A 21,971-nucleotide genomic window follows, 5' to 3' on the forward strand; every position below is an offset into this window, starting at 1 on the left:
GGTGGGCACCGGCAGAAGTGGGTATCAGCCAGACATGAATGCCGAGATGATCCAAGATCGCCGCGCGTCGCTGTCGTTCGTCGTCGCGCTCACCGCGCTCGTGGGCGTCTTGGCTTACTGCGACTTCCCAGTGGAGTGGCTGGTCAACTCCCAGCTCAGCCCCCTGCGCTCGTACGTCAGCGAGCTGGCCGTCGCAGGCCAACCGGCGCGTTCGTTCTTCCGGGTGAGTGACGTCGTGGCCGGAGTCGGCTTGATCGCCGTTGCCAATCTGCTGATGCGTTGGCCGCCGACAACGCAGGCGTCGGTCGCGCATCTGTGCGCGATGGTCGCCGGAATCTCGTCGATGGCCGATGGCCTGTGGCCCATGCCGTGCGCGCCATCGATCGACATGAGCTGCCGCGCAAAGGAAGAAGCGATTCACACCACGCAGGTCGTCCAACCCCATACCGCTTCCAGCCTCATCGGGTTCACCGCACTCGTCTGTGCCATCGGCCTCTACGGGGCAGTGCTGACACGTCACCCGGGCTACGGCAGGCTCGGCGCCGCCGGACTCTCTGCTGCAGCCGCGGCTGCCCTCCTCGGCGGTGTCGACGTCGCCATGTGCCTGACGTCCTCGACGGCCTGGGCCGGGCTGGTGGAGCGGCTACAGATCGGCGTCATATCTGCGTGGCTGGCTGCTCTGGTAATCCGCGCGGCACGTGACGGCGTCACTGTGATCGACGGATGCGGTCCCCCACGGCCGCAACCCGGCGCCGTACCCGAGTGACCCGTGGTACGTACTCGGCCGCGCGCCGGGCACCGTCCAGAATCGTGGTCATCGGCTGCAGCGGTGCGGAGACGCGAATCGGCGTCCGATCGACCTGCGGCCGCTGATTTCCCTGCCACCACACCGGTTCGGTGAGCCGCTGCACGAACGGCACCGAACTCTCCACCGAGGCGTTGCCCCACTCGATCGCGCGATCGATGGCTTCCGGCGCGGCGGCCAACGTGACGGGAGACAGCGTGGGACTGAACCGGATGACGCGGTCGGCGAACGGCGCGTTGCGGACCATCTGCAACTGCAGCGCCTGGGTGATCGGTTGCAGCCAAAGGTGTCTCGGGTTCCATTGCGGGTGGAAGCAGTCCCAGCCGATGTAGCACGCGTTGCGGGTGCCGAGCCGACCGTCCTGAATTCGCTTCCACGCCAGCTCGATCGGGACGTTACTCGCCGCTCCCCCGTCGACCAATGCGGCGACATCCTTCTCCACGAGCAGCTGATCGAGCAGGCCCCACATCCGCGGATCACTCGACTCATGATGCAGAATCCCCGGGATCGCCGACGAAAAGCTCGCGGCGTCAACGACATTGAAGTCGGCCGTCAGATCGTCGCCGCCGAGCACGATCGGCTTGACGACGCGCGAATCGATGAACGCAGCGACCTGCCACAGCCGGTTGACGACGCCGGGCGCGTAGCCAAGCTTGAGGTGCTCGAGCGCGCGCACCCCCATCATCGTGAAATGCGACGGATGGAACTGGCCGGGCAGCCGGTCGAAAGACTGCTTCCGGACCCCGGCGACGACGGTCTCGTACGGGATCGAGAGATCGGTCATCCGCATCGGTTCACCGTCCTCGCGCGTGAACATCTCCTTGGCGAACTCGTTGAACTGCAACGAGAACAGTCCGTTGAGTCCGTGGCGACGACGGGTCCGGGCCGGGGCCAGGACGCCGCGGTAGGTGACGGTCTTCGCCCAGGCGACGTAGTCCTCGATGGGCACCGGCAGCACGCGCGCCATGACGCTGCCGACGATGGCGCCGAACGAGTTGGTCAACATGTACGCGGGCGGCAGCCCCGCCGCGAGCATGCGCTGCATGCCGCCGAGGTAGACGTAGCCGGCGCCGCCCCCGCCGCCCAGCACCGCGACGTAGGTCTTGTAACCGAGTTCGGCGTCGAGTTCGGCCGCGGAGAAGTCATTGCCGTGACGCTCCAGCAGCACCGACCGCTCGTAGTCGACGTCTTCGGCGAAAGTCTCGAGGATCGCCTTCGCGGCATCCAGCCGTTCCTGTGCGGTGGTTCGCCCGCGCAGTGCGTGGTAGAGCGCGTCAATCACCCGGGCACGGAAGCCGGCGATCTCGTCACCGACCGTCACATCGCCACGGCCGCGGGTGCCGCCCGGCCCGGCGGCACCCGGTTCGAACACCGTCAACCGCGCGAAGCTCAAGAGGTAGCGCAGGCGCCGGAACTGCTCGGGGCTGAGCACGTCGGGGCATTCGAGGTCGGCCCGAACCAGCGCGGCTTCCATGTGCTGCAGTGCGAGAGTCGGATTGCTGCCCGGAAGGCCAGGGGGTTCCGCGGCTTCTATCACCGCCAGCTCGGTGGACACGTCGCCGAACGGTACGAGCTCGGGATTCACCATCAGATCATTGTTCGCCACCGGGCATCCGGCCGCGGCGGTTGGGTCGGATTGCCAGAACTGCCCGACAACGTCAACTCTGCCGCGACTCGGCCAGCACGTCCGAGAGCCACTTGATCACCAGATCGGGCTGCTCGTCGATGATGAAGTGACCGCAGTTGGGCACCTCGGTGATGTTCAGATCGTCGGCGTGGTCCTTGAAGCCCTCCAGCAGCGACGGATGCACCGCCACATCGTCGAGACCGAACAGCACCCGCACCGGCATCGCGAGCTTCTGATCGTCGTAGGGACCACGCGCCAGTTTCGCGAACTCCTTGCCGACCATGGCGCGGTAGATCTTGGAGCCCGCGACACGACGGTCCCGATCACGGAAGCAGCTGCGGAAGAAGTCCACCGACTCCTGGGGCATGCCACTGCGGCGGATGAACCACCACAGCGTCGGCGACAGGTGCGACAGCGGCCCGACCACCGGAGCGCCCACGACAAGTTGGTACGCGAGTTTGTGGGCATGCCGTGCGACCCGGCCCGGCTCCTGCCACACCGGCGGGATGTTCAGGATCGCCAGCCGCGTGACGCGCGTCGGCGCCTTCAACGCCACCAGCTGCGCGGTCCAGCCGCCCCAGTCATGACCCACCAGGTCGAAGGTGTCCAGCCCCAGCGCCGTCGCCGCGGCGAGCACGTCGGAGGCGAACTGCTCCTTCTCGTAGCCCTTCGGCGTGACCTCGCTCCAGCCGGCGCCGCGCAGGTCCATGGCGTGCACCCGGTAGCCGGCATCGGCCAGCGCCGGGATGACCTTGTGCCACATGAACCAGTTCTCCGGCCAACCGTGCAGCAGGACGACCGGGCGCCCCGCCTCCGGCCCGGCCACGGCGACGTGAATCTTCACGTCGCCGGCCTGCACGTATTCATGGGTCACGCCATCGACGGTCGGCATGCTGCGCTGAGTCATGCGCGCATCTTACCGCGCGGTAAGTTCGATGATCGAGAGGTGGCGGATTCTTCGATCGGGACGCTGACGCGGTCCGCAGCGATCAGTTCGTCGCCGCGTTCCACTCATAGGGCAGGAACTTCCCGTCGAACGTGATCACCACGCGGTCACCGCCCGGGTGGGGCTTGCGTTGCAGGTCGAGGCTGAAGTTGATGGCGCTCATGATGCCGTCACCGAACTGCTCGTGGATGACCTCCTTGAGCGCTGGACCGTACACCGAGAGCGCTTCGTAGAGCCGGTAGATGGTCGGGTCGGTGGGCACCGCGGTCGGCAACCCGCCGCGCATCGGAACGGCGGCCAGCACGGGAACGACGGACTCGTCGAGACCGAGCAGTGCCACGACCTTGGCGCCCAGTTCGGCCGGCACCGGGTGCTGGCCGAGCAGTGCCGCGATCGTCCACACCAGCGGACGCTCGACCGCATCCGCCAACTGTTGCCACGTCAGGCCTTTCGCCAGGCGCGCGGCGACGATCGCTTCGGTTACTTGATCTCGTGTCATGCGGTACAGCTTCGTGGACCGGTGTTACTGAGGAATTACGAGTTCGGCGCTGCCGCACCAGCAATGCCCGCCTCCGGAAACGAGAAAACCCGCCCTGACCGAAGTCAGAACGGGTTTTACTTGTGGAGCTAAGGGGACTCGAACCCCTGACCCCCACACTGCCAGTGTGGTGCGCTACCAGCTGCGCCATAGCCCCTTAAGTGGTGCCTGATGAAGCTACACCACTGGCACCACGGTCGACAAAACGGCTGGTCAGAGGGACCCTTCCACCGGCTCGTGGCCCAGTGGACAGATCGGGGTCTCCTCTTCGTCACCGGAATGACGCGTTTCCGGGGCCAGCGACCAACACACCGCAGCCGCCAGCAGGATCACCCCGCCGACGCCGAAGGCGGCGGTGAACGACACGTGCTGGGCGATCTGTCCGGCGGCCAGGGAGCCGACGATCGTGCCGAGGTCCGACATCATCTGAAAGGTCGCCACGGCGGTGCCGCCGCGCGCCCGGTTGCCGATGATGTCCGCGACAGCCGCCTGCTGTGGCGAGACGAAGACGCCACTCGCCGCACCCGTCACGAACGCGATCACGAGGAACACCGGCAGCGACGTGGTCCAGCCGAGCAGCGCCGTCGAGGCGGCCGACACCGTCAAGCCGACGATCATCAATTTGCGGCGGCCCACCCGGTCGGACAAGTGCCCGCTGGGAATCACGGCACAGACGTTGCCGATCGCGAACATCGCCAGCACCAGGCCGGCCATGCCCGCGCTGCGGTGCAGCACATCGACGACGAACAGCGGCACCAGCGCCACCCGCAGGCCCAGCGCCGCCCATCCGGCCGCCAGGTTCGACAGCAGGGCGGCCTGATAGGCACGGTTACGCAGCACGGTTCGCACCGACACCGTCGGCCCGATCACCTCCTCGTCGCGAGCGGCCAGCGTCGAGTTCCGCAGGCTGACGAACACGACGACCGCGGCGACCACAAGCGCCATGCCGTAGATGGCGAACGGTACGGACAGACCCAGCCCCGCAGTCAGGCTGCCGACCACCGGCCCGGCCACGCCACCGATCATGAATGCGCTCGAGAACAACCCGGCCACCCGGCCACGGGCGTCGAACGGCGACAGCCGGATCATCAGCGCCAGCGACGACACCGTGAACATCGCCGAGCCCGCACCACCGAGGGATCGGAACACCAACAGCTGCCAGTAGGTCTCCGCAAACGCGCAGGCCAGCGTCGACAACGCGACGATCAGCAGGCCGGTGAGATAGACGCGCCGCTCACCGAGCTTCTGCACCAACAGGCCGCTGGGCGGCGCGAAGATCAGCCGCATCGCGGCGAACGCGGTGATGACGAAGGTCGCCGCGCTGATACTGACACCGAAATTGCGGGCGTACGCCGGCAGTACCGGGGCCACCACGCCGTAGCCGAGTGCGATGACGATGTTGGCGCCGGCCAGCACCCAGATCTCGGCCGGCAGTCGGGTCGGGGTCGGACAGTCGCCCTCCGTGACAGCGCTCACGCTATGACTGTATTCACCACTTCCCGCGCCGCGGCCTGAACCTGCGCCAGATGCTCCGGACCCTTGAACGACTCGGCGTAGATCTTGTAGACGTCCTCGGTCCCCGAGGGCCGCGCGGCGAACCAGGCGTTCTCGGTGGTCACCTTGAGCCCGCCCAGCGGCGCGCCGTTGCCCGGCGCAGTGGTCAGCTTGGCGACGATCGGCTCGCCCGCCAACTCGGTCGCGGTGACCTGCTCGGCCGACAGCTTCGCCAAGCGGGCCTTCTGTTCGCGGCTGGCCGGCGCGTCGATGCGAGCGTAGGTCGGAGCACCGTACTTTTCCGTCAGCTCGGCGTAGCGCTGCGACGGCGACTTACCGGTGACCGCCAGGATCTCCGAGGCCAGCAGCGCCAGGATGATGCCGTCCTTGTCGGTGGTCCAGACGGTCCCGTCCGTGCGCAGGAACGACGCCCCGGCACTCTCCTCGCCGCCGAATCCGATTGTGCCGCTGAGCAATCCGTCGACGAACCACTTGAAGCCGACCGGCACCTCCACGAGCTTTCGCCCCAGTCCGGCGACCACCCGGTCGATGATCGACGAGCTGACCGCGGTCTTGCCGACCGCGGTGGAACCCGGCCACCCCGCTCGATGCGTGTAGAGGTAGTCGATGGCCACGGCGAGATAGTGGTTCGGGTTGAGCAGGCCCCCGTCGGGCGTGACGATGCCGTGCCGGTCGGAGTCCGCGTCGTTGCCGGTGGCGATCTGGTAGCGGTCCCGATTCGCGATCAGTGACGCCATGGCGTTCGGCGAGCTGCAGTCCATCCGGATCTTGCCGTCGGTGTCGAGCGTCATGAACCGCCACGTCGCGTCGACCAGAGGGTTCACGACCGTGAGGTCCAACTGATGCCGCTCGGCGATGGCAGCCCAGTAGTCGACGCTCGCGCCACCGAGCGGGTCCGCGCCGATGCGCACGCCCTCGGTGCGAATGGCGTGCAGGTCGACCACATTCGGCAGGTCCTCGACATAGGCATTGAGGTAGTCGTGCCGCTCCGTGGAGCCCAGCGCACGGGCCAGCGGTATCCGCTTCACGTCGCGCAGCCCGTCGCGCAGAATCTCGTTGGCGCGCTTGGCAATCACACTCGTGGCATCGGTGTCTGCCGGACCGCCGTTGGGCGGGTTGTATTTGAAGCCACCGTCGCGCGGCGGGTTGTGCGACGGGGTGACGACGATGCCGTCGGCGAGGTCGCCTTCACGGCCGCGGTTGAAGGTCAGGATCGCGTGACTGACCGCCGGCGTCGGCGTGTAGCGGTCGGCCGCGTCGATCATCGCGACGACCTCGTTGCCGGCCAGCACCTCGAGCGCCGTGACCCAGGCCGGCTCGGACAGGGCGTGCGTGTCACGTCCGATGAACAACGGTCCGGTGATGCCCTGCGCGGCGCGATACTCGACGATCGCCTGTGTGGTGGCCAGGATGTGCGGCTCGTTGAACGCCGCGTCCAGGCTCGAACCGCGGTGGCCCGACGTACCGAAGACCACCTGCTGGTCGACGTTCTCAGGATCGGGCGCCACGGTGTAGTAGGCGGTGACCACGTGGGCCACGTCGATCAGGTCATCTGGCTGGGCCGGTTGGCCGGCGCGCGGGTTGGCCGTCATGGCCTCGATTCTGCTACCGCTTCTCCCCCGGTGTGCACCGGTCGGCGTTCGGCCACCATACTTTTGCCCTATGTTCGGCCACGACAACCGAGAATTGGCCGCCGTCTTCGTCGGGGGCGCCATCGGCACCGTCGCGCGCGCCGCACTCGCCGTCTTCGCTGCACCCCATCCCGCGCACTGGCCCTGGCCGACGTTCGTCGTCAACATCGTCGGCGCTTTCCTGCTCGGCTACTTCACCACCCGGCTGCTGGAGCGGTTGCCGGTGTCGAGTTACCAGCGCCCCCTGCTCGGCACGGGCGTGTGCGGTGGCCTGACCACATTCAGCACCATGCAGGTCGAGACGGTGCGGATGCTCCAGCACGGCGCCTACGGACTGGCCGCGGGCTACACGGTGGCCAGCATCGTCGCCGGACTGGCCGCGGTGTACCTGGCCACGGTCCTGGTGCGACGGGTTCGGGTGCGGGCATGACGGCGGTCATCTGGCTGGGCGTCGCGCTGATCGGTGGCGTGGGAGCCGTGTCGCGGTTCCTCGTGGACCGCGCGGTGTCGAAACGCAAGAGCAGCAGTTTCCCGTTCGGCACCTTCGTGGTGAACCTCAGTGGCGCCTGGCTGCTCGGCTTCTTCGGTGGCCTGGCGTTGAGTCCCAATGTCGCACTGCTGGCCGGCACCGCGTTCGTCGGCGCCTACACGACGTTCTCGACGTGGATGCTGGAAACCCAGCGCCTCGGCGAGGAGCGACAGGTCTGGTTCGCCCTGGCCAACATCGTGGCGAGCGTGGTGCTGGGCCTGGCCGCCGCGGCGCTGGGAATCTGGATGGGTGGCCTGCTGTGAGCGAAGCTGCGGACTACCTGAAACTCACGACGTATTTCGGTGAGCGGCAACGTATTTCCGGCCGGTTCCTGGCCGAGGAGCTGCTCGACCTGTACGCCGCCGAGAACGTCGCCACCAGCGTGGTGCTGCGCGGCATCGCGGGATTCGGGCCGCGGCACCAGCTGCGCACCGACCAGACCTTGAGTCAGTCCGAGGACCTGCCGGTCGCCATCGCCGCGGTGGACACCGCCGACAAGATCGCCGCACTGGCCGAGCAAACAGCGGAACTGACGACGCGCGGACTGGTCACGCTCGAACGCGCTCGCCTGCTCACCACCGCAAAGTCCGGCGCGAGCTCATTCCCGTCGCTTCGCTCGCCCCACCACACCAAGCTCACCGTCTATGTCGGCCGCCAGCACCGGATCGCTGGCCGGCCGGCCCACATCGCGGTGTGCGACCTGCTCCACCGGAACGGATTCGCCTGCGCCTCGGTCTTTCTCGGAGTCGACGGCACGGTCCGTGGCCGCCGTGAGCGCGCCCGCTTCCTGAACCGCAACCTGGACGTTCTTGTCATGATCATCGCGGTCGGCGACGGCGACCGCGCCGCCGCGGTCCTGCCGGAGCTGGAGCGGCTGCTGCCCGACCCGTTGGTGACGGTCGAGCGGGCCGAGCTCTGCAAGCAGGCGGGGGCGCTACTGGCCCGCCCGGGTGCGCTTCCGGCGTACGACGCCGCCGGAACTCCGCTGTGGCAGAAGCTCATGGTGTACACCACCGAGGACACGCTGCACGGCGGCGAGCCGGTGCACCGCGAGATCGTGCGCCGCCTGCGCGGCATCGAGGCCAGCCGCGGCGTCACCGTCCTGCGCGGTATCTGGGGCTTCCATGACCGACGCAAGCCGCATGGCGACAGATTGTTTCAGCTCGGCCGTCAGGTTCCCGTCACGACCATCGTGGTCGATACTCCGGAAAACATCTCTACCGCTTTCGATCTCATCGATGAAGTGACCGCCGAGCACGGAGTGGTCACCTGCGAACGCGTGCCGGCGTTGGTCTCCATCGACAACGGAAACCGGGACGGCGGTACCAGTCTGGGCCACTTCCCCACTTAGAAGGTAAGCCTAGCCTAAACACCTTCGGTCGACTACGGTCCCTCGACATGGAGACAACTGAATCGGTAAGCAGTGGCTTGGCCAAGATCATGCGGGACGACATGGGCGTGGACATCAAACGCGTCACCCGCGAATCACGGCTCATCAACGATGTCGGTTTGGACTCGGTGGCATTCGCCGTGGGCATGGTCGCAATCGAAGACCGCTTCGGCGTCGCACTGTCCGAGGAAGACCTGCTCAGCAGCGAAACCGTCGGCGACCTCGAAGACGCGATCGCCGCGAAACTCCCTACCGCCCAACGCTCATGAGCGCCTCCAGCCTCGCCTCCGCCCTGTCCGCGGTGATGACGCGGTCCACGCGCGACCTGGTGACGCTCGATCCGAAAACCGGTGACTGGCAACGGCATCCCTGGCAGGAGGTGCACGCCCGGGCCGAGAACGTCGCCGCACACATCGACGGACAAAGCCGCATCGGGCTGGTCGGCGAGCCCACGGCGGAATTCCTGGCAGCCATCTACGGCGCGATCTTCGCCGGCGCCGCAGTGTCCATCCTGCCCGGGCCGGTACGCGGCGCCGACACGGCCACCTGGGCCGCCACCACCCTGAACAGGTTCGCCGGTATCGGCATCGGCACAGTGCTGAGCCACGGCAAGCATCTCGACCTGTTGCGCACGGGCGCCACCGATGTGGAACTGCACGACGTCAATGCCGTTGCCCACGAACGTCGTTCGACAACCTTCGTACCTTCTCGCACCGCCGACTTCGGCATCCTGCAGGGCACGGCGGGATCGACCGGCACGCCCCGCACGGCGCAGATCCCCGCGGACGCGGCGTTGGCGAACCTGCGTGGACTGGTCGCGCGGATCAATGTCACCGACGCCGATCGTGGACATTCGTGGCTGCCGATCTACCACGACATGGGCCTGGCGTTCATGCTCACCATGACACTCGGCGGCGGCGAGCTGTGGCAGGCGCCGACCACCGCGTTCTCCGCGTCGCCGTTCAACTGGCTCAAGTGGTTGACCGAGAGCAAGGCAACCATGACCGCGGCGCCCAACATGGCGTTCGGGCTGCTCGGCAAGTACGCCCGCCTGGTCACCGATGTCGACCTGGGCGCACTGAGATTCGCTCTCAACGGCGGCGAACCCGTCGACTGCTACGGCACCGATCGGTTCGCGACCGAGATGGCCAAGTTCGGCTTCGACGCGAACGCCCTGTGCCCGTCGTACGGGCTCGCCGAATCAACCTGTGCGGTAACCGTTCCCGCCCCGGGTGGCGGACTGCGGTGCGACGATGTCACCGTGTCGATCGACGGCGACACCGCGGTGCGCAGGTACGCGGTGCTCGGCCGGCCCATCGACGGCATGGAAGTCCGCATTGCCCCCACCGACGTGCCCCACGAGCTCACCGGACGCGAAGTGGGCGAAGTACAGGTGCGCGGCACCTCGATGATGGCGGGCTATCTCGGACAGGACCGCATCGATCGCGAAGAATGGTTCGCCACGGGCGATCTCGGCTACTTCACCGCCGACGGCCTGGTGGTGTGCGGCCGGCGCAAAGAACTCATCACCGTGGCCGGACGCAACATCTTCCCCACCGAGGTCGAGCAGGTGGCCGCCCGCGCCGACGGCGTGCGCGAGGGCGCCGTCGTGGCGGTGGGCACCGAAGGCTCCGGCGCCCGACAGGGTTTGGTGATCGCCGCGGAGTTCAAGGGCGACGACGAGTCGACCGCCCGCAGCCAAGTGGTGTCCCTGGTCGCCTCCGAGTGCGGCATCGTGCCGGCAGACGTGGTGTTCCTCAAACCGGGCGCCCTGCCGCGAACCTCGTCGGGGAAACTCCGTCGCCTCGAGGTCCGACGCACCCTGGAAACGGTGGGATCATGACCACGGTCGAGTCGTGCACCATCGAGGCCTATCGCGAACTGCTGGGCGAGGTCTTCGACGACCGGGTCCGCGACTGGACCGCGGAAGCCGAAGAAACCGACCGCTTTCCGCGCAAGCTCATCGAATACCTGGGCCGGTCAGAGGTTTTCGCCGCCAAGTGGGGCGATAGCCAACATCCGGACGTGGCAAAAGTGTTCGCCCTCGCCGGGGAGTTGGGCAAGCTCGGATCCGCGGGAATCGGCGTCGGGGTGAGCCTGCACGACTCGGCCATCGCCATCCTGCGCAGGTTCGGCAAGTCCGACTATCTGCGCGATATCACCGAGCAGGCCATCCGGGGCGATGCCGTATTGTGCATCGGCGCGTCGGAAGAGTCCGGAGGTTCCGATCTGCAGATCGTCGAGACCGAAGTCGTCTCCGCGCGTGGCGGTTTCGAGGTCCGCGGCACCAAGAAGTTCGTGTCGCTGTCGCCCATCGCCGATCACATCATGGTGGTCGCCCGGAGCGTCGACCATGATCCGGAGAGCCGCCACGGCAGCGTCGTCGTGATCTCCGTGCCGACGGCGCAGGTCGAGGTACGCACGCCCTATCGCAAGGTGGGCGCCGGGCCCCTCGATACCGCGGCGGTCCACATCGACACCTGGGTGCCGGCCGACGCTTTGGTGGCGCGGGCGGGTACCGGCCTGGCCGCCATCTCCTGGGGACTGGCGCAGGAGCGGCTTTCCGTCGCCGGTCAGATCGAGGCCAACTGCCGCAGGATCATCGGAATCACGTTGGCCCGCATGATGAAACGGCGCCAGTTCGGCCATACCTTGTACGAGCATCAAGCATTGCGGATGCGACTGGCCGACCTGCACGCGCGGGTCGATCTGCTGCGCTACGGCCTGGCGGGCCTGGCCGCGCAGGGGCGCATGGATCTGCGTGCGGCCGCGGCCATCAAGGTCACCGCGGCGAGGCTCGGTGTCGAGGTCGTCGACGAATGCATGCACATCTTCGGCGGGGCCGGATATCTGGTGGACGAGACACCGTTGGGCCGGTGGTGGCGCGACATGAAGCTCGCCCGGGTCGGCGGCGGCACCGACGAGGTGCTCTGGGAGCTCGTGGCGGCGGGAATGCGGCCCGACTACGAGGGATACGACGCGGTGACGTCGTCACCGTTCATCGCTTGACCAGATTCACCAGGAACTCGATGGTGACGATGGGATCGACGGCGAGCAGTCCCACCGGTGGCGCCGGCGGGACGATGCCGTAGTCGGCGAAGGTGACGGGGATTTGGCCCACGGCCACAACCCCGTTGCCCGACCGCTGCACATCCAGCCGTACCGCGACCTGGCGGGCGACGCCCTTGAGCGTCAGCTGCGCCGAAACCTCCATTGTCGTGGGCATGCCGTCGCCGGAGACCGACGACAGATCGACCGGATCGAGGACCGCGAGTTTGGCCGTCGGGAACTTGGCGGCATCCATCACGTCGGTGCCGCGGAACCTGTCGTCGCGGCCGCGGTGCGGCGACTGCATGGTTGCCACGTCGACGACGAAGCTCGCCGCCTGCAGCGTGCCACCGGTAACCGTGGCGTCACCCCTGACCGAGTTGGTCCGTCCGGTCACGGTCACGGTTTCCCACAGCAGTTGTTGCCGGGCGCGGTAACCCGCCTGGGAACGGTTGGCCTCGTCGTCGGGGCCCGCGGCAACGATCCATTTACCGTCGAGGTTCGTGCTGGCCGGACGGTGCGTGGACGGCAGGCTCAGGGCCGGCGCCGGTGCGCCTTCCATCTGGGTTCGGTAGAACCACGGTCCCGCGCACACCCCCACAACGGCGAGCACTGCCAGCAACAGCAGAAGCCTTTTTGCCACTCCCTCTATATACAGGGCGGGTTCGGCGTCAGCTGGATGGGCGCGCCAACGCGTACAGCGCCATCCTGCGGTTGGCCATGTCATGTTCGCCGAGGAATTCGGCGCCGCCATGCTCGACGAGCCGTCGCGCGCCGGTGTTGCGATGGTCGGGATCGAACATCACCCGACGGCACGACGGCACCAGTTCGAACAGACTCGCCAACACCTGGGGCATCAACAGCGGTCCCAGCCCACGATTGACGAAGCGCTCGTCCGCGATCGCGGCGTGCAGCCCCAGATCGTAGGGATCGGCATCGTATCGAGGCGCGATGGAATCCTTGGCGGCCCAATACAGCTCCAGGTAGCCCATGGCCTTGTCCTGGTAGCTGACCAGTAGCGGCCGCGAGTACTCACCGTCGAGTTGCGCCTGCAGGTGCCGCCGCCACCACTCGGGCGGTCGGTCGTACTCCCAGGCCTCCGCCAGATGCGGCCGGTTCATCCATTCGGACAGCATCTCGGCGTCGGCATCGGCGTCGACAAGGCGCACCGCCCACGGGCTTGCCAGCCGCGGCACGGGTGGTGCGCCCACCGCTCGCACTTCAGCGGACAGTGAGGTCAACTCGCGCGGTAGCACCGGCCCCTGATCAATCTCGGTCATTTCAGCGGGGAGCCTACCCGATTTTGTTTAGGTTAGGTTTGCCTACATCAGGGTGTCGGCACCTGGTCGATTACCTGCCCACCGGACGTCACCGCTACGGCCGCCGACACATCCAGAACCCGTGCGGACTGCTTGTTCGGACGCTGTAACGCTCAGCCACAGACGGTCGATAGAACTGCTAACGTAGTCATCAATCACTTTGGTCGCATCGGTTAGCTGGTGCGGGAGGGGAATACACAATGTCTTTCACCACTCGGATGATGGTCGGCGCGGGCTCGGCACTGGTCGCTGTCATGGCCAGCGGCGCAGTCGCCACCGCTCAGCCGGACCCCACCCCGATCATGTACTCGACCTGCACCTACCCGCAGGTGATCGCCGCTCTGACCGCCCTCGACCCGGGTGCGGCCGCCGAGCTGCAGGCGAACCCGATCGGCGTCGGTTACCTGCACCAGCTGATCGCCTCCGGTCCGCAGCAGCGCAAGGCCCTGATCACGCGGGCGTACAACACCCCGGGTGCCGCTCAGTACACCGACCTGGTGCTGAACGTGGCCAACACCTGCAACAACTTCTGAGCAGAAGCCAACTCGACGCGGCTCGATCCTTCGGGATCGAGCCGCGTTGTGCTTTCTGGACGCTGAACGTCAGAATCCGCGGTTCGAACCCCGGACCGCGGCGACGGCGTCGTCAGGTCCGGTGAAGGCCACCTGAGCCGGGCCGCGGCCTGCCGCGAAGAGCAGCAGCTCGCCGGGCGCGCCGGTCACCGTCACCTCGGCGCCGCGGCCGGCCGCGGCCAGGCGGCGACCGTCCGGTGTCACCAGCACGATCCGCGCCGGGGCGTTCTTGATCCCCATGCGCGCCATGGTCGCGACCTGCCCCGCCAACGCGGACACCAGCCGGTCGTCGAGCTCCCGCGGCTCCCACGTCGGCTGGGCCCGGCGCACGTCCTCGTTGTGAATGAACATCTCGGCCACGTTGACGAACGGGTCGAGCAGCTTGAACGGCGAGTACAGCGGCGGGCCCGCCGCAATCATGTCGACCAGCTTCTCCCAGTCGGTGGATGCGGCCACCTGCGCCTGTACTCGTTCGGTGTAGCCGGCCAGTTGCGGCACCAGAATTCCGGGCGCAGCGTCGAGCCGACGTTCCCGTACCACCAGGTGCGCGGCCAGATCACGAGCGGTCCAGCCCTCGCACAATGTGGGTGCATCGGGGCCGTGCTCGCGGAGCGATTCGACGAGTGCGGCGCGTTCCCGTTGGGCGACAGTCATGGCTGGAGTCTAGGTCGGCCGGTGCCCAGGCGGCGCGGCACCAGCGCTGCGTTCAGGCTGCGACGCGGGTCACCTTCGCCAGGCAAACGCCAGGTGAACGATCGCGACGTGGTTACAGATGGGTACCCATCCGCACAGCGGGGGCCTCAACAGCCTCATTGCTAACTATGGTCACAACAGCCCCTCGCTGGCGTCCGAGCGCCGCCTGCCATCCGAAAGGTGTGACCGTGTCGCCGCGTCCTCGCATTGCATCGGTGGCTTTGACGGCTGCCGTCGTTCTCGGTGGAGCAGTCGGCATCGCGCCGCCGCGCGCAGCCGCCGAACCGTGCACCGGCCCGAATGCGGGCGTCCTGCCGCCGAACGGCGTGCCCTCGAGCGGCGTCATGCGGCCGCCATCGGGCGGCCACCGACCGAGCAACGCGAACGACAAGGCCCCGCTGCCGACCCTGGGCAAGTTGTCCCGGTCGCTGCTCAGCGCCTTCACCCAGGGCACCGTGCAACAGCAGGCCGGCGTACTGCCCGGCAAGCCCCGCGTGCCGCAGCCGCCGGTCCAACCGCGCGCGGCACAACCCGCCCCCGCCGCGGCGCAACCTCAGCCCGGAGCGGAGCCGGCGCCCGCCATCGACGCGGGCACCACGTCGTTGGTGGGCTGGGTGACCGGCGACCAGAGCGCGGGTGGCGACACCCTGCAGCGGTTCGGCATCTCCGGCACCGACCTCGGCATCATGTGGGACAACGGCGACCCGGTGAACAACCAGGTGCTGATGATGTTCGGGGACACCTACGGCTACTGCGCCACCCCGAATCAGCAATGGCGCTACAACACCATGTTCCGCACCAACGACCGCACGTTGTCGCACGGCATCCACATCCCACCCGGCTCGGTGACCAACCCCTATTCGGGCTCACCCGAGTGGCAGCCGAATCTGGCCAAGCAGACCATCCCGACCATCCGGTGGGCGCCTGTCGAGAAGGGCATCATCCCGACTTCCGGTGTCTCCGTGGGCAAGACGCAGTACGCCAGCTTCATGTCGATCAAGAACTGGGACAGCGCCGGCGCGTGGACGACGAACTACTCGGCGATCGCCGTCTCCAACGACAACGGCCAGAACTGGGGTGTGTACCCCAGCAGCGTCCGGCCGATGGCACCCGACAGTGTGTCGCGCGTGGCGTACCTGCCGGGGAATGAGAACTTCCAGCAGGGCGCCTTCCTGAAGGGCAGCGACGGCTACATCTATTCCTACGGAACCCCTTCTGGCCGAGTCGGAAACGCCTACGTGTCCCGGGTGCCCCAGAACCTGTTGCCGGACATGAGCAAGTACGAATACTGGAACAACGAGAGCCAGTCGTGGGTGCCCAACAACCCCGCTGCGGCCTCGCCGATCATTCCCGGCCCGGTCGGTGAGATGTCGGTGCAGTACAACACCTATCTCAAGCAATACCTGGTGATGTACTGCAACAACCTGTCCGACGTGGTGATCCGTACCGCCCCGACACCCCAAGGGCCTTGGGGCCCAGAGCAATTGGTGGTGTCGTCGCAGCAGTTCCCGGGCGGGGTCTACGCGCCGTACCTGCACCCGTGGTCCACCGGTCGGGACCTGTACTTCACGCTGTCGCTGTGGTCGGCGTACAACGTGATGCTGCTGCACACCGTACTGCCCTGAGCCGGTTGGGTTTTGGCGTTCAGTCGAGCGTGGCCCAGAATTCGGTGAGCGCGGCCGCGCCGCGCGCCGGGTCCTGTAACATCCACCAGTGCCCGAGCCCGTTGAGCACCGTGGTGCGTGCGCCCGCGCGTTCGGCTGCGCGGTAACGGATTTCGTCGGAGCCGATGTACGGGTCATCGGTGGCCAGCAGCGCAAGGCCCGGCCTGGCCCGCAACGTCTCGATGTGACGCCCGGCCTCCGCCATCGCGGGTTGGCGCGCCGAGCGGTACAGCGCCAGGATCGCCCGGCCCATCTCCGGGCCCTGCGCAGCGGCGAGGGCCGTCGCGACATCCAGCGGCATGCCCAGGGCGACCATCTGGGAGGCACGGTCCTCGACGCTGCCGCCGAGCATCGTTTCGACCAGCTGCTCGCCCTCCCCCGGCGTCTGCCACACCTGGGCCAGGTCGTGCCAGACGTAGTCCGGGTCAAGTATCCCGACGACGTCTGTCACCCAACTGCGGACGAGTTCGGGCCGGTGCATGACGGCAGTCAGGACGTGGCCGCCGCCCCAGTCGTGGCCGACGAGGTCGACCGACTCCCCGATGGCGTCCAGCTCGGCCTCGAGCCAGTCCCGGTACGCGAGGTAGGTGGCCGAGAAGTCGGCGGGCAGCGGAGCACCGAATCCCGGTGGCGACAAGCGCACCACGTCGTCGCGACCGATCGCATCGACCAACGGTCCCCAGATCGCATCGGTCTCCGGGTTGCCATGCACCAGAACGACGGTCATGAGGCCATCCTGGCACTGGCGCGATCGTCATCGCCACGAATTCGTCAATGGCGTCGGTACTCGAGCAGTTGCCGCGATGTCTAGGTTCTCGGTGGCGCGGTGGCCGCCGGGCCCAACAGATCGGCGCTGTTGTTCGACGAGGTACGCCGCCACCGCCCGTACAGCGGTAACTCGCGCAACGACTCCCCGCCCACGGACCACCGTCGAGCGACGAATCGCAGGACCGTCCGCACATAGCGGTTCGTCTCTGAGTACCAACGCCATTCGTACAGCCGGCCGGCCTGCAGCCAGTGCGCGAGCGCCTCGGATTCGACGCCCTGCAGGTACGGCCGGACCCAGGTGACAACCACCCACGTCTGCGCGGCCGCAGCGTCGGGAAGCCGGAAGGTCCAGTCGATCGGATCGTCGCCGGCAATCATGGTGTGGCGCAACGCCGGTGGTGGTGGTGCCGCGCCTTCGGGCCTACCGAACAGCTGCACCGTCACGTTGTGAAACACCGCGGGCCCACCGACCTCGAACCGCACGCGGTAGGTGTCATCGGCCACGGCGTCGCGGTGCACGGTGAACGCCGCCAGCCCGCCGACGGCGACATAGCGCGCGAACACCAGGCCGCTGACGGCCATCACAACGCGGCGCACCGCCAGCAGCACCGTTAACGTCGCGACGGTCAGCGCGACGACACCCCACACGAGGTCCATCCGGACAGCGTGTCAGAGCGTCAACGGCACGTCATGGCAATAGCGGACGTGCCGGTCAATCCGCCGTGTTCGCCTTCTCGAGTTCGCGCAGTAGTGGCAACGACAGGAAGGTCATGGGCCCTACGTCCTTGAACTTGCTGCTGACGTTTCCCGCGATACCGCCCTCGACGGCGAGGTCGCCGATCAGATCGAGTTTGAGCTGCGGGCTGCCCACACTGAAGTCGAGGTCCGCCAGGTCGACCCACACGATGTTGGGACGCGTGGTGGATTCGTAGACGTAGCGCCGGTTGGTGAGGTCCATGACCACCTGCCAGATGGTCTGCGACGCGTCGGGCTTGCCCGGATCCGGTATCCGGAAGGGTTGGGCGGCGTTGCGGATCACCGAGAACATGCTCGCGATCGCTTCGACCTGACCGGACGGAGTGGGCAGCCGGCCGACGTAATAGCTGGCGCGCGCGAACCTGTCGGACGCCAACGTGGAACCCGGCAGCGGCTCCGAACCGCCCAGGCCCTCGAACTTCTTCACCAGCTCGAGCTGCTGATCAAAGGTGGGCGAGTTCGTCATCACCCGAAAATCCTTGCTGTGGTAGACCTTCGGCCGGCCGTCGAGGTACTCGATGATCGCCGAGTCGCCGGTGGCGTCGTCGAGTGCCAGATGAATCGTGGGCGGGTCGCCACCGGTGGGGTCGTCCAGTTGGACCACCTGCACGTCGGTCTCGTCGATCCACGCGACGGCCTCGGCCACGGTCGCGAAGTTGTCGAGGAAGTACTGCAGCCAGATCGCCTGGCTCAACTGGGTCCGGGTGTCATCCGGTGTGCCGTAGGTGGATTCGGCCAGCCACAGCACGTGCCCGGCCAGTCCGGCTTCGTTGATGCCGTCCACCGAGATGATGTCGAAGGCGGTCGCGATCACGCTGCCGAACTTCGAGGTCCAGGTGAGCTTGCCGGTGACGCCGTCGTCACGGCTCACGCCGCGCGGCTGCTTCCACAGGTTGGTCATGAGGTCGCGGTGGAAGTCCATGTTGCGGCCGACCAGGACCGCATCGCCTGCGTCAGGCCAGATGACTCGAGTGCACATCGGAGCAAGCCTAACTTTGCCCGCGCGCGTCGAATGCTGAATCGTTTGCTATCAATTGCCCGCCGCGCGTGGGATGCTCAGCAGGCAACTGTTCCTCACAGGGAACTCGCAGCTGATTGCATGGGTGAGGAGGTCTCGCCGGTCAGCCGATGGTTTGCGGACATCGGTAGCTATTCACCCCTCCGAGCGGAAGCGACATGAACATGTTGCGTACTACGACGGCCGTGCTGATCCCGGTCCTGCTGCTGACGATGTCCTGTTCCTCCGGAGGAAATGGGAAGGACCCGGCATCGGCGGTCACGACGCTGCATTTCTACGAGCACGACACCGGGCAGACCAGCGTGGATCTCGGAACCCCCGGCGAGGGTCCCGGCGACCAGTTCATCTTCTCCGGCGACGTTTTCGATCGCCAGGGTGGCACGAAGCTCGGGCGGACGGCAGGAGTGTGCACAACCGTCAGCGGCGATGCCACGGCAGGTGACGTCTCGTGCACCGAGACCTTCATCCTCGAGGGTGGTCAGATTTCGATCCAGATGCTGGCCGACCGCGCCGCCGTGTTCAGCAAGGGCGAAACCCTGCCTGTCTCGATCGTCGGAGGCAGCGGCAAGTACAGCAAGGCCCGCGGCGACGGCACCGCGCAAGTGCCGCCCGAGGTGCCCAATCAGACCGACGCCAACTTCGTGCTGAACGTGGTGACGAACTAGGCGCCGAGGCGCGCGAGCACTAGGCCCAGCGGTTCGCCAACAACTTGAAACTCGGCATATCTTCCAGCGACGTGAGCGCCTCGTAGATGCGCTGGTATCCAGTGCTGGCGATCCGCCACACACCGTCCTCGTCCTTGCGGTAGGTATCCGAGTAGTAGCCCGAGCCGCGGATCATCGCGTGCCCCGGCACAATCACGGTGTCCTCGAAAACCCACGACCCGTGCGCCGTGGTGTCGGAGTCGAGGTCGATCTCGGGGTGGCTGGCGATATGGGTCGTGACGATGCCGTTGTCGAGGTTGGTCCGCATGAAGTCGACGACGGCGTCGCGTCCCTCGTAGTGCACAGGCTCACCCATCGCATGTGTGCCATAGCGGGTGACGACATCTGCCGTGAGGCAGTCCCCGAAGGTGTCCCACTCCTTGAGGTCCAAGGACCGGAAGTACCGGTACTTGAGCCGTTGAATGTCAGCGATCGCCTCCAGGTTACCCATGCCCCAGAGACTAGAACGTGTTTCAGTTTCTGTCACGGAAATACGGAATGCAGGTCGCCACATGGCGGTATCGAAACTACGAAGCGTGCGGTGATGCGGGGCTTGACCTGAACCTAAGTTGAGGTTCTAGCGTGGCATGCATGTCCTTCAAACGCCACGAAATCGAATTCATGAAGGCGGCAGACCTCGGGCGACTCGCCACCATCCAGCCCGACGGCACACCGCAGGTCAGCCCGGTGGGCTTCACCTACAACGAAGAACTCGGCACCATCGACATCTCTGGCTACAACATGGCCAAGAGCCGGAAGTTCCGCAACCTCGCCCACCACGACAAGGTCGCCTTCGTCGTCGACGACATCGCCTCTCGCGACCCGTGGCGTGTGCGTTGCCTCGAGATACGCGGCACCGCAGAGCAGGCCGTGACAGCGTCAGGGCAGCATGGCCCCGCCGGAGATGCTCTCGATTCGGCGATCATCCGCATCACGCCGCGTCGCATCATCAGCTTCGGCATCGACGACACCGATACCGAACCCCACTTGCTCAAACCCGATATCCGTAACGTCTGAACCCAGGGCTTGCCGGCAAGACCCCAGCGACGCAGCCAAACGAAAAGGCCCGGCTCGTATTCGAGCCGGGCCTTTCTGGTGGAGCTGCCGGGAATTGAACCCGGGTCCTACGGCATTCCCTCAAGACTTCTCCGTGCGCAGTTCGCTATGCCTCTACTTGGATCTCCCGGTCACGCGAACAAGCCGAGATGACGATCCCAGTCGCTGTTTGATGTCCCCACGGGCCCCGCGACCGGCCCCGTGGGTGGGTCCCTCTAGTCGATGCCAGGGTCCGGGCCGAGGGCGCTCCCGGTCTGACAGACACGCGGTCGCTACTTAGGCAGCGAGGGCGTAGTCGCGCTGATGAGAATCGGCGCTTAATTGGTTACAACGACGCTTACGGTGGTCTCTTGCCTGCACCGGCACGCTTCCCTTGATTCGATGCGCGAAGTCGAAACCGTTCAGCCCCTCGCACCCCCGCCGACTTTCGGCAGGACCAACAATCTTACGCCAGACCCAACAGCGAACGCCAAGTCATTATTCCGAGCGCGTGGACGAGGCCGAGTGCCGCCGTCCGACCAGGTCAGATGACGTAACCGAGGTTCTCGACGATGCGCCGGCCGACCTCGGCGTCGCCCTCGAACTCGATGGCGACCGGCCGCACCGCGCCCAGCGGACGCCCGCCACACAGCCGCGTGAACTGCCAGCCGTCCATCCGGATCACCGTGGTCGGCTCGGCGCCGCCGAAGTCTTGGACGACGGCCGCCCGCTCACCTACAGCGACCCGAATGGTGCGCGCCATGGGTCCGGTCAGCTCGATGGCGATCCGCGATCCGGCCGGCGCTCCCCCGCGCTTGGCGACGACGAAGCCCATCATCGTCTCGATCTCGTCGAGCGACAGCTGCGCTTCCGGCTTCTGCAATGCCGCGTCCGGCGCCGGGCGGGCGACGGATTCCCGGATGTCCTGCTCATGCATCCACGAGTCGAACGTCCGAATCCGCATGAAGCGACCGACGCTGTCCTGTCCGGCCGGCGTCATCGTCGGGGTGTTCCACTCTTCGTCCGACATCGCGGTCAAGGTGGCCCGCCGCTCGTCGGTGACGGCGCGGAACTTCTCCAACAGCTCGGCGCTCGAGAGCGCGGCCATCGACCGGTTCCAGCATTCGTTCATCACACCGATGGGGTTGTGCACGTGGTCGAGTTCGGACACGTCCATGTCGGCCTCCGGCACCGGTTCGCCCTTGAGCATGAGCTCGGTGCCGATGATGTGCGCGACGACATCACGGACATGCCAGCCGGGGAGCTCGGTCTGCGTGGTCAGCAGCTCTGCTTCGGAGATGGTGGCCAGCAGGTTGTCGAGGTCGTCCCACACCCCGAAGAGGGCGGGCAAGACGTCGGATTTTTCCAGGACGGTCACGGGGCGCGTTGAGCTGCTCACCGGCTGACCGTACG

At 66.8% G+C, this 21,971-nt stretch carries 23 protein-coding genes, 1 tRNA gene, 1 other RNA gene and 1 pseudogene; 11 read left to right on the forward strand and 15 right to left on the reverse strand.

The window, feature by feature from the left end:
• Window positions 1-34: 34 nt before the first annotated feature.
• Window positions 35-766 carry a DUF998 domain-containing protein gene (locus VXD91_RS26780; RefSeq protein WP_346416823.1) on the forward strand — a complete coding sequence of 244 codons (732 nt, stop codon included), beginning with the start codon at window positions 35-37 and terminating at the stop codon, window positions 764-766.
• On the opposite strand, the gene VXD91_RS26785 is transcribed toward VXD91_RS26780, so the two are convergent.
• From VXD91_RS26785 to pgm, 6 genes are all read right to left on the reverse strand, one after another.
• A complete protein-coding gene (locus VXD91_RS26785; RefSeq protein ID WP_318986053.1) occupies window positions 708-2,411 on the reverse strand; it encodes a patatin-like phospholipase family protein in 1,704 nt (567 codons plus the stop codon). The genes VXD91_RS26780 and VXD91_RS26785 overlap by 59 nt on opposite strands.
• A gap of 52 nt (window positions 2,412-2,463) precedes the next feature.
• Window positions 2,464-3,339 carry an alpha/beta hydrolase gene (locus VXD91_RS26790; RefSeq protein ID WP_318986052.1) on the reverse strand — a complete coding sequence of 292 codons (876 nt, stop codon included), beginning with the start codon at window positions 3,337-3,339 and terminating at the stop codon, window positions 2,464-2,466.
• 82 nt (window positions 3,340-3,421) lie between these two features.
• On the reverse strand, window positions 3,422-3,877 hold the full coding sequence (gene cynS / locus VXD91_RS26795; protein ID WP_318986051.1) for a cyanase: 456 nt from the start codon (window positions 3,875-3,877) through the stop codon (window positions 3,422-3,424).
• A 123-nt stretch (window positions 3,878-4,000) separates the two neighbouring features.
• A tRNA-Ala gene (locus tag VXD91_RS26800) sits at window positions 4,001-4,073 on the reverse strand.
• 56 nt (window positions 4,074-4,129) lie between these two features.
• On the reverse strand, window positions 4,130-5,392 hold the full coding sequence (locus tag VXD91_RS26805) for an MFS transporter (RefSeq protein WP_318986050.1): 1,263 nt from the start codon (window positions 5,390-5,392) through the stop codon (window positions 4,130-4,132).
• On the reverse strand, window positions 5,389-7,023 hold the full coding sequence (gene pgm, locus VXD91_RS26810; protein WP_318986049.1) for a phosphoglucomutase (alpha-D-glucose-1,6-bisphosphate-dependent): 1,635 nt from the start codon (window positions 7,021-7,023) through the stop codon (window positions 5,389-5,391). The genes VXD91_RS26805 and pgm overlap by 4 nt, the downstream gene beginning before the upstream one ends.
• Window positions 7,024-7,093: 70 nt before the next feature.
• On the opposite strand from pgm, the gene crcB (VXD91_RS26815) reads away from it, so the two are divergent.
• The 6 genes and pseudogenes from crcB (VXD91_RS26815) to mbtN all read left to right on the forward strand — a co-directional run bounded on the left by crcB (VXD91_RS26815) (window position 7,094) and on the right by mbtN (window position 11,990).
• Window positions 7,094-7,492 (forward strand): fluoride efflux transporter CrcB, encoded by a 399-nt coding sequence (gene crcB / locus VXD91_RS26815; RefSeq protein ID WP_226518952.1) that lies wholly within the window; start codon window positions 7,094-7,096, stop codon window positions 7,490-7,492.
• Window positions 7,489-7,854, forward strand: a complete 366-nt coding sequence (gene crcB / locus VXD91_RS26820; protein ID WP_318986048.1) for a fluoride efflux transporter CrcB — start codon at window positions 7,489-7,491, stop codon at window positions 7,852-7,854. The genes crcB (VXD91_RS26815) and crcB (VXD91_RS26820) overlap by 4 nt, the downstream gene beginning before the upstream one ends.
• Window positions 7,851-8,942 (forward strand): DUF190 domain-containing protein, encoded by a 1,092-nt coding sequence (locus tag VXD91_RS26825; protein WP_318986047.1) that lies wholly within the window; start codon window positions 7,851-7,853, stop codon window positions 8,940-8,942. Before crcB (VXD91_RS26820) ends, VXD91_RS26825 begins: the two co-directional genes overlap by 4 nt.
• A gap of 41 nt (window positions 8,943-8,983) precedes the next feature.
• Window positions 8,984-9,250: pseudogene (locus VXD91_RS26830) on the forward strand (acyl carrier protein); the annotation flags it as partial.
• The gene (gene mbtM, locus VXD91_RS26835) at window positions 9,247-10,824 is read left to right on the forward strand and encodes a long-chain-fatty acid--ACP ligase MbtM (protein WP_318986046.1); all 1,578 of its coding nucleotides are present in this window, start codon (window positions 9,247-9,249) and stop codon (window positions 10,822-10,824) included. The pseudogene VXD91_RS26830 and the gene mbtM, both read left to right, overlap by 4 nt.
• Entirely contained in the window at window positions 10,821-11,990 is a 1,170-nt protein-coding gene (mbtN, locus tag VXD91_RS26840; RefSeq protein WP_318986045.1) for a mycobactin biosynthesis acyl-ACP dehydrogenase MbtN, read from the forward strand. Before mbtM ends, mbtN begins: the two co-directional genes overlap by 4 nt.
• On the opposite strand, the gene VXD91_RS26845 is transcribed toward mbtN, so the two are convergent.
• Complete coding sequence (locus VXD91_RS26845) at window positions 11,980-12,672, reverse strand: YceI family protein (RefSeq protein WP_318986044.1); 693 nt, start codon at window positions 12,670-12,672, stop codon at window positions 11,980-11,982. The two genes, mbtN and VXD91_RS26845, sit on opposite strands and share 11 nt — an antisense overlap.
• 28 nt (window positions 12,673-12,700) lie before the next feature.
• Window positions 12,701-13,309: a GNAT family N-acetyltransferase gene (locus VXD91_RS26850; RefSeq protein WP_318986043.1), complete on the reverse strand. Its 609-nt coding sequence runs from the start codon at window positions 13,307-13,309 to the stop codon at window positions 12,701-12,703.
• A gap of 239 nt (window positions 13,310-13,548) precedes the next feature.
• On the opposite strand from VXD91_RS26850, the gene VXD91_RS26855 reads away from it, so the two are divergent.
• Window positions 13,549-13,881: a hemophore-related protein gene (locus VXD91_RS26855; protein ID WP_020102663.1), complete on the forward strand. Its 333-nt coding sequence runs from the start codon at window positions 13,549-13,551 to the stop codon at window positions 13,879-13,881.
• A gap of 69 nt (window positions 13,882-13,950) precedes the next feature.
• On the opposite strand, the gene VXD91_RS26860 is transcribed toward VXD91_RS26855, so the two are convergent.
• Window positions 13,951-14,574, reverse strand: a complete 624-nt coding sequence (locus VXD91_RS26860) for a TIGR03085 family metal-binding protein (protein WP_318986042.1) — start codon at window positions 14,572-14,574, stop codon at window positions 13,951-13,953.
• Between the two features lie 167 nt (window positions 14,575-14,741).
• Between VXD91_RS26860 and VXD91_RS26865 the strand changes: the two genes are divergently transcribed.
• A complete protein-coding gene (locus VXD91_RS26865; protein WP_318986041.1) occupies window positions 14,742-16,238 on the forward strand; it encodes a DUF4185 domain-containing protein in 1,497 nt (498 codons plus the stop codon).
• A 19-nt stretch (window positions 16,239-16,257) separates the two neighbouring features.
• Here VXD91_RS26865 and VXD91_RS26870 read toward each other — a convergent pair whose 3' ends face one another.
• From VXD91_RS26870 to VXD91_RS26880, 3 genes are all read right to left on the reverse strand, one after another.
• Entirely contained in the window at window positions 16,258-17,004 is a 747-nt protein-coding gene (locus VXD91_RS26870) for an alpha/beta fold hydrolase (RefSeq protein WP_346416824.1), read from the reverse strand.
• A gap of 80 nt (window positions 17,005-17,084) precedes the next feature.
• Window positions 17,085-17,702, reverse strand: a complete 618-nt coding sequence (locus tag VXD91_RS26875) for a hypothetical protein (protein ID WP_346416825.1) — start codon at window positions 17,700-17,702, stop codon at window positions 17,085-17,087.
• Between the two features lie 55 nt (window positions 17,703-17,757).
• Window positions 17,758-18,780 (reverse strand): linear amide C-N hydrolase, encoded by a 1,023-nt coding sequence (locus VXD91_RS26880; protein ID WP_212813654.1) that lies wholly within the window; start codon window positions 18,778-18,780, stop codon window positions 17,758-17,760.
• Window positions 18,781-18,983: 203 nt separating this feature from the next.
• On the opposite strand from VXD91_RS26880, the gene VXD91_RS26885 reads away from it, so the two are divergent.
• Window positions 18,984-19,484: a hypothetical protein gene (locus VXD91_RS26885; protein WP_346416826.1), complete on the forward strand. Its 501-nt coding sequence runs from the start codon at window positions 18,984-18,986 to the stop codon at window positions 19,482-19,484.
• Between the two features lie 19 nt (window positions 19,485-19,503).
• On the opposite strand, the gene VXD91_RS26890 is transcribed toward VXD91_RS26885, so the two are convergent.
• Window positions 19,504-19,974 (reverse strand): nuclear transport factor 2 family protein, encoded by a 471-nt coding sequence (locus tag VXD91_RS26890; RefSeq protein ID WP_346416827.1) that lies wholly within the window; start codon window positions 19,972-19,974, stop codon window positions 19,504-19,506.
• 140 nt (window positions 19,975-20,114) lie between these two features.
• Between VXD91_RS26890 and VXD91_RS26895 the strand changes: the two genes are divergently transcribed.
• Window positions 20,115-20,540, forward strand: a complete 426-nt coding sequence (locus VXD91_RS26895; protein ID WP_346416828.1) for a PPOX class F420-dependent oxidoreductase — start codon at window positions 20,115-20,117, stop codon at window positions 20,538-20,540.
• Between the two features lie 76 nt (window positions 20,541-20,616).
• Here VXD91_RS26895 and ssrA read toward each other — a convergent pair.
• Window positions 20,617-20,988, reverse strand: a transfer-messenger RNA (tmRNA) gene (gene ssrA / locus VXD91_RS26900).
• 114 nt (window positions 20,989-21,102) lie between these two features.
• On the reverse strand, window positions 21,103-21,957 hold the full coding sequence (locus VXD91_RS26905; RefSeq protein WP_346416829.1) for a maleylpyruvate isomerase family mycothiol-dependent enzyme: 855 nt from the start codon (window positions 21,955-21,957) through the stop codon (window positions 21,103-21,105).
• Window positions 21,958-21,971: the final 14 nt, after the last annotated feature.

This window comes from Mycobacterium sp. SM3041 (genome assembly GCF_039668335.1).
Taxonomy (GTDB): Bacteria; Actinomycetota; Actinomycetes; order Mycobacteriales; family Mycobacteriaceae; genus Mycobacterium.